This is a genomic window from Psittacicella hinzii, from assembly GCF_003585885.1.
In the GTDB taxonomy this organism is placed as follows: Bacteria; Pseudomonadota; Gammaproteobacteria; order Enterobacterales; family Psittacicellaceae; genus Psittacicella.
Map to the genome: position 1 here is coordinate 1 of NZ_NRHC01000044.1, position 13,970 is coordinate 13,970.

Genomic DNA, 13,970 nt, shown 5'->3' on the forward strand with positions numbered 1-13,970 from the left:
ATAATTCGAAATTAAATTAACTAAAAAAAACAGTTCGATATTAATTCGAAATTAAACAAAAAATAACTGTAATTTTAATAAAAAAATAGAATTAATTACCGGAATTTTGCCTAAATTAATAATTAGTTTTGAAAAAATTTTAAAATTTATTTGCTTAATTTATAACAAGTTAGCGGTTGTTTGAAAAATTTTTTAATTTTTCTTAAAACTTTTAATTAATGCTCGTGTCTAAGTAAGTGCTTCCAATGAGGAAGCTAGAAAAAAAGTTTATTTTCATTTAAAAAAATGATTTTGTTTTAATTAAATTTCTTTTTTGTTAAAAGAATTTTGAAACAAATTTAGCTTAATTTACAACGAATTAAAAATAATTTTAAAATTTTTTTAATTTTTTTAAAACTTTTTTAATTTAGCACTGTCTAATTAAGCGTTAAGAAAAAAGAATTTTATATTTTTGGGTTTTCCCAAATAAAAAAGCAACCGTTAAGATATTCTTAATGGCTTGAATAACAGAATGAGTAAAAATAATTGCCTGATTAATTACAGGCTGAAAACGATATAAAATATTGTCATTTTTTAAAGACTATACTTTTTTCTCATATTTTTTTATTTTCACAATAAAGTGAGTAAAGAAATTAGATTTAAGCGCCAACTTAAATCTTTCGCCAAGTCTTACTCAAGTTAGTTTATTAATTAACTTTATCTTTATTGACACAAAATCTAGAAGTTTTTTATCATGATTTAAAGATCTTACTTATCGCCAATAAGTAAGATTTTTTTTTATGCAAAATTTTTGCTAAAATCCTAATTGCCTCTTAACTTATTAAAGTTGCTATTGAATGAAGATCTAAAAATAGAAGAACTGAGAGTGTTACAAAAGTCATTCGAACAATTTAAAAAATGTATGCAGAACTTTTGGAGAATTGTAAAAATTAGTGACACAAATGAAACTTTAAGACGAAACTTTGAGATGATATTAAATTTTTAAATTTTTAGTAGTTATTGTTGTTAGCAGTTATTGTTAGCTAAGCTTGATTTTTGTTAGAGATACTATATAACTGTAGTAAATACTTTTGATAAGGATCTCTATGCGTATTCTTGCAATTTTATGCTTACCTTTATTAAGTTTAAGTAGTAACTTTGCGCAAGCAAATAGTACACAGTACTATTTGTCTGCAGCTCAAAGTCAGCCTCTACTAGTGCAAGTACACACTAATAAAGAACAGCATTCACAGACAAATAAAATAACACAACAAACACAACAAACACAGCAACCACAAACACACAAAGCAAAACAACCAGCAAGTCAATCAAATGCAACCAATGATAAAACTGGTTACAACGATGAGTTAGCTAAGGTTTATAATCTTGGAGTAAAAGCATACAACAATAAAGATTTTGCAACAGCTCGTCAGCATTTTTTACAAGCAAGTAAACAAGGACATGTTATTGCTAAACGTTATCTTGGTTTAATGTACATTAATGGTGAAGGAGTAACTCGCAATGCTAGAGTTGCTTTTAACTATTTTTACCAAGCAGCTAAAGCAAATGATGCAGTTTCTCTTTACTATGTAGGTCGTGCTTATGAGCGAGGCGAAGGAGTTACCAAAAACCTAGCTAAAGCTAAAAGCTATTATCAAAAATCAGCTAGTTTAGGTAACAACCTAGCCAACCAAGGTTTACAACGTTTAAATGAGCAGTCTCATTAGTGAATTACTTAGGTAATTGATGGTCTATTGCTGTCAATTCAAGGTTGAATTAACCTCTTTTTTAATTTACTCTGAACCCCGAGAAGTTTTCTTCTCGGGGTTCATGCCTTGGTAGTTGCTTTTGACTAAATCTATCTTGATCTTAATTTATGCTTCTGCTCCTACATTAAATTCTTAACTGAGTTTCCAGCTTAAGCCTTAACTCATTTTTCATCTTAAGCTCTTAATTTAATTTCCTGCTTAGGTTCTTAACACAATTTTCAGCTTAAGTTCTTACCCCTATTCTCTTCTTAAATTCTTACCTCAATTTCTTCCTTAATTCTGACTTTGATTCTCACCTTAATTACAGCCTTACTTATAAAAAACTGGTAAAAATTCTTTTTCCTTGCGCATTCATAACTCTTTAAAGGAAAAACTAAGAAAAAACGAGCATATAGGTGCGATTTTCAAGCGCAAAAACGTCTTTTTTGATAATCTATAGGATTGAAAAAGTAAAATAAATTTCTTCTCTCTATCGGAACTTTTTATGGAAAGCTCACAACCATCCTTTCACCTTAATGATATTTTAGAATGGGTGAATACCAATGGGTTTTCAATAAACCTTTCAAGTGATCGCATTGGTTTTCTTTTAGCGATCCATTCTTTTCAGAGAACAAGTACGACCGAACTTTCCGAAGAAATTCTTATCGACTTGTATCGTCAGGTTCTAGCTCAGCAAAACCAAGCTGATCTTACCGATGCTACTTCAGCAGCTAGAGCTAATAAAATCATCAATGACATGGTAACGCAAAAGTTACTCAATCGTTTTAGTTTGGACTTTTTTGAAGATGCAGAAATTGCGAACCAATCTTCAATTTATCGTCTCTCTCCTCTAGCTATCGGCATTGCCGATAACTATCTTCGTCAAAAAGAATTTTCTCAAGTTGGTTTAAGTGTACAGTTAGCTATGGTAGCTAAAGAGATGCACGAGATCACTAAAGTAAGCCAGGGTAATGGTGACTATAGTTTTTGGCGTACTAATGTATATGCGCCTTTACGTTACTCTGTAGCTGAAGTCTTTGATTTAATTGACTATCGTCAGCGTGAGCTTGATGAAGAGCAACATCAAATCAAACAGCAAATTGCAGATCTTTTATCCAAAGACTGGGCTGCTGCCATTGACAATTGTAAAAATCTTCTTTCTTCAACCGGAGATACCCTACGTGAACTCCAAGACACTTTAAGTTCAGCAGGGGACAAATTACAAAGTCAATTATTAACTATCTACTACGCAGTTAACCGTCAAATTGAAGCTTTACAAACTTTACAAATGTTGACAGCTGATCCTAGTTTACGTCAAACTCTGTTTGGTGATGATCAGGATCTTTTAAACTTAATCGACCATTTACAAAACAACTATGACGAGCAAGAGCGTGTTGAGCTCATGCAAATGTTTATCCTCATTAACGAACTAATTGGCCATTTACAGACCAAACTAGATCGTATTATCTCTTGGGGACAACAAAGCATTGACCTGTGGATTGGTTTTGATCGTCACATTCACAAATTTATTCGTAATACCATTGACTTGGATAAGAACCGCGTTTTCTCAACGCGTTTACGTCGTTCTGTGAGTGAGTTTCTCAATCAACCTTTCTTCTTAACTCTAGTTGAGCAGGAAAGAATTCTAGATATGCGCGCAGAAGCGCAAGATTTAGTTGAAGGTGAAGAAGTTGGGGATATCCCAGACGCTATTGCTTACGAAACCTACGACAATATCCAAGATCAAATTGCCACAGCAATGCAAATGGTGTTAACACCTTTTAAACAAAAACATGAACCTCTTGATATTGCTTTAATCTTACGTAATATCTTGCGAGACAATCCATTAGCTATCCACTTTGATGTCGCGCGTATCTTTGTTGAACAAGCAATGCGCCTCGGGCTTTCAAGTGATGAATTAGCTGGGGTGCAAGCTACATGGCAAGATGTAAATGAGCGTCACGCTCAAGTACAGGCGCATGTAATTAATCGTTATAAAACGCAGTAATTTGAGGACTTTGATCAATGAATAACAATCGTGCGAGCTTATCAAACAAATTAATTGAAGCTTTAAGTAGCTCATTGTTTCCGGAAATCGATACGCAACTAAGAGCTGGTAAGCACATTTGTAGTGAAGACATGGAAAGACATGGCTTTATTCACACTTACTTTACCGAGCTCGATAATTTTTATCGTCGTTACAATGTTGAGTTAATTCATGCCCCTGAAGACTTTTACTACCTTCGTACTAAGAGTACGAGTATTATTGGCAGTTCGCAACTAACAGAACTGGAAATGATGGTAGGTAAAGTTCTGTGCTTGCTGTACCTTTCTCCTGAAAGATTAGCGCAACAAGGTATTTTTACCGCTCAAGAAGTATACGACGAACTAACTTCGTTAGTTGACGTAGAACGTTTAGTAAAAATTATTAACCCACGTTCAACTGGTTCAGACTTAGATAAAGCTAAGTTATTTGAAAAAATTCGTTCTTCTTTAAACCGTTTAGCTCGTATTGGCATTATTAGCTTTTTAGGGCGAGATAAACGTGATAGATTTTTAATTCGTAATGCTTGTTTCCGTTTTGGGGCAGAAGTACGTAGTGGCGAAGATGCAATTGCAGCACAAGAAAAACTAGTACGTTCTGGTGAAGCTGTAACTCCAGCGTCAATCAAGCTTGCAGAGCAAGCTCAACAAGCTAAAGAGCGTCAGCTAGCAAGAGAAAATGGTCAAGACTTTGGTTTAGACCAAGTTACACCAGAAACTAGTTCAGGTTTTACTGGACAAGAGCAAGATGAACAAGATCCAAGTGAGCAAGCGTACTCTAACAAACATACATTAGCTCAAGAGTTAGATCAAGAAGTAGACACAGATGAGACTGAAGAGGAGCTAGGAGCTCTAACTACAGACTCAAGTCTAGACACTGATCTAAGCTCAAATTCTCCTGCTTTTGAGGGCAAGTATAATAATGCTGCTGATGATCTTGCAGCTGAGGCTGATGAGGACTTTGCTGAAGCTGATGAAGAGTTTACTAACGAGGACTTTGCTGACGCGTCACAAGATGATGATCTTGATGATTGGTTATATGATGACCAAGATGAAGATTATGATGACGATGAAGATGATTATTTTGCCGAAGATGATGATCTTTATGAAGATGACGAGCAAGACGAAGATGATGAACTATATGGGGATAATCCCTCTTTTGCAAAAAAATAGATAGGTAAAAAAGATGCTCAAACGAGGAAAGTTTAAATCCTTAATCATGATGAACTGGAATGGTTTTTTTGCCAGAAAGTATGACCTTGACGAGCTAGTTACTACTTTATCAGGTGGTAACGGAGCTGGTAAATCAACCACCATGGCAGCTTTTATTACCGCGCTGATTCCAGATCTAAGTCTATTACATTTTAGAAATACAACCGAAGCGGGTTCTACTTCAAGTTCAAGAGACCGTGGTTTACACGGTAAACTAAAAAGTGGCGTGTGTTATGCTGCGCTTGAGTGTGAAAACTCAAGAGGCGAAACGCTAGTTTTTGGGGTAAGATTACAGCAAGTTGCGGGACGTGACAAAAAAGTTGATTTAAAACTCTTTTCGATCATGGGACTAAATGGTCAAGAAGTAACAAGTCTCTTCTTACAGCAACTTGATGATAAACGTGCCAAAATCCTGCCTTTAAATGACGTAAAAGCTGTCTGTGAACAGCAAGGACTAGTGTTAAAAACCTATCATTCACTTGGTGACTATCATGCACAAATGTTTGATTATGGTTTTTTACCAAAACGTTTACGTACACCACAAGACAGATCACGTTTTTACCGTTTAATTGAAGCGTCGCTCTACGGTGGGATTTCATCAACAATTACTAAATCTTTACGTGAATACTTACTACCAGAAAACGGCAGTGTAAAACGCGCATTCCAAGATATGGAAGCTGCGATTTTAGAAAATCGCATGACGTTACATAAAATTGAACAAACGCGTGCAGATCGTAATTTCTTCCGTGGGTTAGTAGATGCAACCGTTGATTATGTCGCAGCTGATTACATCTATCAACGTAACCAACGTAAAGATTTAGTTTTAAAACTGCTTGAAGTGCGCAAGCACAAGCAAGCTCTTGAAAGTAAACAAGAGCAACTTACTCTAAGTAGCGAAAGTTTTGCCCAAGGACAAGCTAAGCAACAAGGGCAGTTGCAAGAATTGCAACAGCAATACCAACAAGCTAATGAGTATTACAATCTTTTAACTTCTGCTTTCCGTCTCCAAGGGCAGTACAATGAAAGCCTTGCTAAAGTAAGTGCTTTACGTGAAGAGTTTGAAGTTGAAAGCTTAAAATCTGAAGACTTAGCAATTGATCGTGAAGAGTTAAGTGAAAAGATTATTGCGCAAGAAAGCCAAATTGACAACTTGCGTCGTCAATTAAGTGATACTCAAGCAGCCCTTGACCAACAAGCTACCCGTCAAGTGCAGTATAAGCAAGCACAGTTAAAACTTACAGAGTTTAACCAAGCTTACCAAGTTGCTTATCCACAACTTGAAACTGCTTTACAAGTGCATAATGGACAAGCACTTGAGCTGGCGCAAGTACTTGAGCTTGCTCCGAAGTTTGCCCAGCCTTTAAGTCAAGTTAACCAGCAGTTTTACGAACTTGATATGGCGCAAAAGCTTAATCAAAGTTCAGGTGAAAAACGCTTACAAGTACAACAAGCGTTAAATCGCTTAGCAGGACGTGAAGTTGAGGGGAAACAAGCGTATTCTCTAGCGCAAAGCTTAGTTAAAGGTGCAATCCTTAAACGTAATCTTGCAGAGCGTATTCCACAACTTGAACGTGAGTATCAAAGCTTACATGCTCGTCGTGAACAAGCCCAAGCAAGTAGTAATCAAATTGCACAGTTACAAGAGCAACTTGGCGAAAGTTTTAGTTCGCGTCAAGAGCTAGTAGAGTTCTTTGAAGCTAACCAAGAAGCTTTTAGTCAAGTTGATGGACAAAGAGAAGAGCTTAAAGATCAACTAGCTGATTTAACTACTCAACTAAGTGTTGCCCGCAATCAGCAAAGTATGCTTGAGCAACAACGAGTTCCTTACTTAAAAGCGCAAGAAGAGCTCAATAAGCTTAATAGCAAACTTGAGCAACCATTACGTAATGAGCAAGAAGCTCGTGCAGCCCTTGACCATTACATGGGGTTAAGTAACCAGCAAGGTCTACAACTGCAGAATCTAACTACCAAACGTGATGAGTTACAAGATAAACTCTATCAAGTTGAAAAACAGGGGATGGGAATTGATCAGCAGTTGCAATATATTGCCCAAGATTTAAACGGGGTAATGTTAGCTGAGATCTATGATGAGATTAGTCTCGAAGACGCTTGCTTCTACTCTGCTTTATATGGACCTGCACGTAATGCCATCGTTGTTCCAAGTTTTGAAGGGATTGAAGATAAGTTAAGTAAGATCGAAGATTTACCTGAAGATCTTTACTTAATTGAAGCAGATTTTAATAACTTCAACGAGGGGATGTTTGACAGTACTCTAATTGATGAAAAATCGGTGATTGTTCGTTTAAATGAACATCAAATTCGTTTATCATCAATTCAAGAGATGACGACCTTTGGTCGTGCTGCGCGTGAGAAGTTTATTGCTGATAGTAAAGAAGAGATTAAAGAAATTCTTTACCAATTAAATGAAGTTGAAACTGCTTACTATAGCAATAAAGCTATTGCTGATAGTTTAACTTCGTTCTTAGCGCAGTACTTTAACGTAGCCTTCAAAGCGAATCCTGAAGAGCAATTAGCGCAAGCTAATCGCCAAGTAAATAGTTTAGAGCGTGAAATCAATAATCTTCGTCGTAGTCTTGAGACTTACAATGGACAAATTGCTGAGTTTACTCGTAAAAACAATTTACTAAATCGCTTATTAAATGTTTTTACGGCACCAGTAGATTCTTTAGAAGACGACTACCAACGCGTACGTAATGAGCTTAACCAAGCTAAAGAGGGACAAAGATATATTGAGCAACATGCTGAAGCTTTAGAAATCTTGGAAAATGGTTATAACTTATTACAGTACCAAGTTGATGCTAGTCAAGATTTAACCGCAGAGATTGCTCAAGTTAAAGAACTACAACGTACTTTAACTAACTTACAACATTTAGCGCTAGAGGTTGTAAACCGCCAAGAGCACTTTAATTACAAAGATTTAGGTGAACTTGAGGGTGATGAACTTGCCGATAATTTACGTTTACAACTAGCAGAGCTTGAAGACGCTTGGAATAAAAACAAAGCGCAGTTAAAAGTTGTAACTGCTGATTTTGAACAAGCTCGTCAAGCCCTATACCGTACACAAGCGCAACTTGAAACTGCTGAGCAAAACCTTGCGCAGTTAAGTGAAGAGTTAAGTGCTACTGGTACAAATGTTAATGAGCAAGCTGTTGAAACTGCCAAAGTTAAAGCTAATCAACTGCTAACGCAAGTAGATCAGCTTAAAGAGAAAATCCTGCATGGACAAACCGAGCAACAACAACGCTTACAACAACTCGAAGATTTAAAAGAGAAGTTAGAGCAAGCACAAAGACAATTTGTGCTTGAGCGTGCAAACGTTGCGGATAACAAAGCTAAATGGCAAGAGTTACAAAGCATGGCAAACGAGCATGGACTGGTTAATCGTCTAATGAACCCAGACTTTTTAACTCTAGCTAACAGTGAACTTCGTTCGAAGTCAGACTTGGCTTTAGGGACTTTACGTACCTTAATTAGTGACAACGAATATTTACGTGATAGCTTAAAAGCTTCTGAAGATACTCGTCGTCCAATTCTCAAAGTTAAGTTCTTTGTTGATGTTTACCAACACTTACGTGAACGTATTCGTCAGGACGTGCTAGTAACCAACGACCCAATTGAAGCAATTGAACAAATGGAAATTCAATTGGATATGTTAAGTAGCAAACTAGCTGAACGTGAAAAATCACTTGGTATTTCCGCTGTTGATGTTGCTTCAATTCTTGATAAAACTATTCAAAGAGAACAAAACCGTATCTGGCAACTAAACCAAGGTTTACAAAACATGACCTTTGGTCAAGTGAAGTCAGTGCGTTTAACCGCAACTTGTCGTGAAAGTCACGCATTGTTATTAAATGCTTTACGTGAAAGTAACAGCAAGCACGCTGATCTCTTTGAAAATAGTGAATTAGGCTTTACTGAAGCCCTAGCTAAACTTTATCAAAGAATTAATGTTGATTTTGAGCTAGGTACACGTAACTATCAAACAATTGGCGAAGAGTTACTAGACTATCGTAACTATATCGATCTAGGTATCGAAGTCTTCCGTGGTTCTGATGGTTGGTTAAAAGCAGAGTCTGGAGCTTTGTCAACTGGTGAGGCAATCGGTACAGGTATGTCAATTCTTCTCATGGTAGTACAATCATGGGAGGAGGAAGCAAAACGTATTCGTGCTAAAGACTTACTACCTTGTCGTTTACTCTTCCTAGACGAAGCTGCACGTTTAGACTCTAAGTCAATTGCAACTCTGTTTGAGCTTTGTCAGCGTCAACAAATGCAACTAATTATTGCTGCTCCAGAAAACATTGCTCCGGAAAATGGTACAACTTATAAATTAGTACGTACTGTTGATGGTGATCGTGAGTATGTGCAGGTAATTGGTCTGCGTGGCTTTGGTACTGCAAATGCTGGAGCAAGTGCTCCTAACTAAAAACAAAAGATTAAGCTAATCTTTACTGCTTAGTTGTATTTGCTTACCTGAAGCATTTGTTTTTAATTACTAAAAAGATCGAGGTTTACTCGATCTTTTTAGTATATTGTTTGTCCCGAAATGGCAAAGCAAATAAGCTTAAGCTAATTTATGTAATTTTGAAAGTAATAACTGCTTTAAAAACAGTAAACTATAGTATAATAGGGCAGGATAAAATTTTACTATCACCCATAGAGTTTTGGGTTAGTTTTAGTTAGTCTTGGGAATTTGTGGATAAGTTAAGTACTTTGTATATTTATGCAAATATACAAACTTGTTGCAAAAATACTCCAAGGCAAAGAGCTTCAAGCAAAACTCCAATTTTTTAAAAAACTTAGCAAGCCTTACTCTTGATTTAATTTATTTAGATTAAGAAAAAGCTTGCCTAGTTTATTCTATGTCAATTTTAAATACGAACTTTTTATAAAAATTAAGTAGAGAAACATCTATGACAGAACCAGTAGTAAATAAAGATACTCTTTTCGCCAATATTTGGGATATGGCAAATGATCTGCGCGGAAATATGGATGCATCTGAGTATAAGAACTATATCTTAGGTTTCCTATTCTATGCTTACTTAAGCAAAAGATTAGATGAAGATACCATCAAATACTTAGAAAGAAGAAACGATGAATTATTAAACGGACCACGCACAAATATTTATAAAACTTGGTTCTTAAGAGAAGTTGCTAATGCTGTAAAAGCTGGTAAAACAGAAAAAGAAGCTATTGAGCAACAAGTACGTCAAGTAATTTCTACTTTCAACTTTATTATTCGTCCAGAGTACTTATGGTCAAACATCATTGATAAAATCAATGATGAAACTGCAAACTCACAGTTATTATCTAATGCGTTAAAATGCTTCAAAGATGACTTAACAACTTACGCGAATAACTATTTAGATTCAAGCAACACTGGACTAGATAAACAAGTATATATCGACTTCGCGAATATCTTTGATGACGTAAACTTAGAAGCTAACCGTCTAGGTGAAGATAGTGATTCTAGATCTAAATTCTTATTTACTATCTGTCTAAAAGTAAATGACATGAGCGCTGTTGTTAAAGACGAAAGTGGTCGTGACATTTTAGGTGCGATTTACGAAAACTTAATCGGTAAGTTCGCGGCAAACGCAGGTAAAACAGGTGGTGAGTTCTATACTCCACACGAAGTGAGTGTGATGATTTCTAAAATCGTTGCAAGCAGAACTGTTGATCATTTAAAAACTTTATCAGATGCAGAAGCGCAACGTTTCTCTTTAAACGTACTTGACCCTACGTGTGGTTCGGGTTCATTACTATTAACTTTAAGTAATGCGTACCGTAAAGAAATTGAAAACACTAATATCTCGAAAAAAGTTAAAGCAGAACGTAACATTACTTTCTACGGTCAAGAGTTAAACTTCACAACGTATAACCTTGCTCGAATGAACTTATTAATGCACGGCGTTGACTTAAGAGATATGAACTTAAAAAATGCTGATACGTTAGATGGTGACTGGCCTTTAGTTAAAGGTGCTGATGAAGCTTCACCTTTAAAAGTTGACGTAATCGTATCTAACCCTCCATACTCAACTCACTGGGAAACTGAAGGTAAGTTAGAAGATGAACGTTTTAAACGTTATGGTGCTTTAGCTCCAAAAACTAAAGCTGACTTCTCATTCTTATTACACGGTCTTCACCACTTAAATGATCACGGTACTATGGGTATTGTTCTTCCGCGTGGTGTGTTATTCCGTGGTGGTTCTGAAGAGATCATTCGTCGTACTTTAGTAGACGAGAACTATATCGATGCGGTTATCCGTTTACCTGAAGGTCTATTCTACGGTACAGGTATAGAAACTGTAGTTATGATCTTAAGAAAGGATCGTGAGTTACAAGACAGTAAAGACCGTAACAACGTAATCTTTATCGATGCTTCAGTAGGTGTTGAAAAAGATAAGAAACAAAACTACTTAACGATGGACCAAGTAGAGCGTGTTGTTGAATCTTATGTTGAACGTAAAGACGTGCCACAATTCTCACGTGTAGTAAGCATCGATGAGATTAAGAGCAAAATCAACGACTACAGTCTATACGTACCTCGTTATGTTGATGCTTTCTCTAGCGAAGATTATGTTAGCCTAGACGACGTGTTAGATGATTTACAAGCTAACCGTGAAGATATCTTCCATTTAGAAAATTCTATTAATTCACAATTAAAAGAATTAGGTATCGATATCGATGGCTTAATCGCTAAACACAAAAGAGATAGCTTATAAGATTAAAATCTAGATAGACAAAAAGGTATAGGAAGTAAAATTCCTATGCCTTTTCTTATGGGAAGAAATTAACCCCACGCTAGGATTTGTGTTAGGTTATTCCCTGTTACCCGTTCTTATTTTTTACATTCTCGCATTCTCTGCATTCTCCATAAAAATGATTGAGGATTAACAAACTACTCGTTATATAATATAGAAAGCAATGTTTACTTACTTTACTTACCGTTAAAAATTAAGATTATTAGCAAAGTTGGAGAGTTTATAAAAATGACCCTACCAGATTACACAGGTTTAACGCTAGAAGAAAAAGAATTACTAAGACAAAGATCTGTCTTAAGACCACCATTAAGATTCCCAGATTTTACTAAGCCTTGGGTTACTGATCGCGTTAAAAATGTCTTCGATAAGATTACGATTGGTAAACGTATTCTTATGGCTCAAACTAAAAGTGAGCCTGACGAAGAGTACTGCCATCCAGTTTACTCTGCTCAAACAGCAAACTATGGTATTGCTGGTTACTATAATCATTACTTATATGAAAATGTATTAGGTTGGACTGTAGCTGGATATGCTGGTAGAGTAAAATTTATTACGGGTAAGTTTTATCCAATCGATACCTGCGGAATACTGATTTCAAACTCTGGTTTTTGTAACAATTGTATGGTTGAAGCCATAAATAAAGTTACACATCTTTATGTTCATGTTTCTCTTCATAAGGCATACTTAAGGCTAAATACTAAGCAGATGGGAAATGTATTGTTTTCATTTCCTGAAGAGCTTGAAGAGCAACAAAAAATCAGCAAGCTATTTGAAGATGTGGATAAGCAGATCATAGCATTAGAAGAACGCATTAGACTTTACGAAAAAATCAAACTAGGGCTTTTCCAGCGACTAATTCCTAAATACATTTATAAAGGTGTACATAAAAGACTCCCAATAATGCGTTTTAAAGGTTTTACTCATCAATGGACTTGGCATAGACTATCAGATCTAGTAGAAGTTGTTTCTGGTGGTACACCAAGCACCAAAGTAAAAGAATATTTTGGTGGGGATATAAACTGGTTCACGCCAGCAGAAGTTGGTGATAGAACTTATGTCTACTCAAGTGAACGTAAGCTAACAGAAGCTGGATATAAAGCATGTTCTTCTGCCAAAATGATGCCAGTGGGAACGGTTCTTTTCTCAAGTAGAGCAACTATTGGTAATGCTGCGATTCTTGCTACTGAAGCTTCAACTAACCAAGGTTTTCAAAGCTTTATTCCTAAAGAAGATAAAGTAAGTACTTACTACATCTATACCCTTATTCCTATGATCACAGAGCAAGCTCTTAGAGAATGTAAAGGAACTACCTTTAACTCTGTCACCAAAACACAAGTTAAAAACTTTGTTGTTCCTTTAACTACTCCTGAAGAGCAAGCGAAAATTACTGAACTCACTTCGAAAGTGGATAGAATGCTAGACTTACTTAAAGATCAGTTAGACTTAACGCGTACTTTAAGAAAAGGCTTAGTGCAACAAATGCTTTGTTAGTTTGCTAGGTTGCTTAGTTGGCTTAGAAAGCTTAGACAATTGTTAATTGATCATGATCTACAATTATGGTCAGTAGTAAATTAAACAATAAAATAGAGAGGGCTTTAAGCCCTCTCTAGTCATTTAAGTTATAGGTAGCTAACTTAGTTGAAATTAGCTAGATTTGTATTTTTTGGTTTTAGTTCTTGATAGATTTAATCTAAATTTAGTTTAAGAATTAGATAGTGTCTTTAGCGTAGTCACGGTAAAGAGTAGGTAATACTGCACCTAGTTGAGTGAACTCTTCTAAACCGTGGTAGTTTAGACCTTTAAGAGCTTCTGGGCTAACATTAGCTTCTTTAGCAATCCAGAAACGGCTAAATACTTCAACCGCATTTGAACCATCTAAAGCTGGACGAATGTAGTGACATAGACGGATCATACCTCCATTAGCAACAGAGCTAATTGTTGTACCTTTTGTACCTACATAGCTGTTGTTGTACACTTCCATGTCAAAACCGAAGTCTGCTGGGCTTTTGAAGTTGATTGGAATTTCGTGGTAACCAGCACCGATATCTTCTGCAGCAAAGTACATGCCGTTCCATAAACGTTCTTTAAATGATTTGCTAGTGTCTTGTAATTTAGGGATTCCCGAAATTGATCATTTTCTCCTAAATAAATTACTAAATAACATTAGGTTACGTCGATTTCTAGCAGGGCAGACTGCCCTTCT

The 13,970-nt window shown here is 35.9% G+C and carries 6 protein-coding genes and 1 pseudogene; 6 read left to right on the forward strand and 1 reads right to left on the reverse strand.

Features of this window, described 5'->3' with window-relative positions:
* Positions 1-1,085: 1,085 nt before the first annotated feature.
* The 6 genes and pseudogenes from CKF54_RS04145 to CKF54_RS04170 all read left to right on the forward strand — a co-directional run bounded on the left by CKF54_RS04145 (position 1,086) and on the right by CKF54_RS04170 (position 13,258).
* Positions 1,086-1,706 carry a tetratricopeptide repeat protein gene (locus tag CKF54_RS04145; protein ID WP_119525065.1) on the forward strand — a complete coding sequence of 207 codons (621 nt, stop codon included), beginning with the start codon at positions 1,086-1,088 and terminating at the stop codon, positions 1,704-1,706.
* A gap of 526 nt (positions 1,707-2,232) precedes the next feature.
* Positions 2,233-3,735, forward strand: a complete 1,503-nt coding sequence (locus tag CKF54_RS04150; protein WP_119525067.1) for a condensin subunit MukF — start codon at positions 2,233-2,235, stop codon at positions 3,733-3,735.
* 17 nt (positions 3,736-3,752) lie between these two features.
* Positions 3,753-4,475, forward strand: a pseudogene (mukE, locus tag CKF54_RS08315) (chromosome partition protein MukE); the annotation flags it as partial.
* Between the two features lie 481 nt (positions 4,476-4,956).
* Positions 4,957-9,429, forward strand: coding sequence for a chromosome partition protein MukB (gene mukB, locus CKF54_RS04160; RefSeq protein WP_119525071.1), 4,473 nt, complete (start codon positions 4,957-4,959; stop codon positions 9,427-9,429).
* A gap of 487 nt (positions 9,430-9,916) precedes the next feature.
* Positions 9,917-11,728, forward strand: a complete 1,812-nt coding sequence (locus CKF54_RS04165; protein ID WP_119525073.1) for a type I restriction-modification system subunit M — start codon at positions 9,917-9,919, stop codon at positions 11,726-11,728.
* Positions 11,729-11,995: 267 nt separating this feature from the next.
* Positions 11,996-13,258 (forward strand): restriction endonuclease subunit S, encoded by a 1,263-nt coding sequence (locus CKF54_RS04170; RefSeq protein WP_119525075.1) that lies wholly within the window; start codon positions 11,996-11,998, stop codon positions 13,256-13,258.
* Positions 13,259-13,475: 217 nt separating this feature from the next.
* On the opposite strand, the gene CKF54_RS04175 is transcribed toward CKF54_RS04170, so the two are convergent.
* On the reverse strand, positions 13,476-13,895 hold the full coding sequence (locus CKF54_RS04175) for a DAPG hydrolase family protein (RefSeq protein ID WP_222987508.1): 420 nt from the start codon (positions 13,893-13,895) through the stop codon (positions 13,476-13,478).
* Positions 13,896-13,970: the final 75 nt, after the last annotated feature.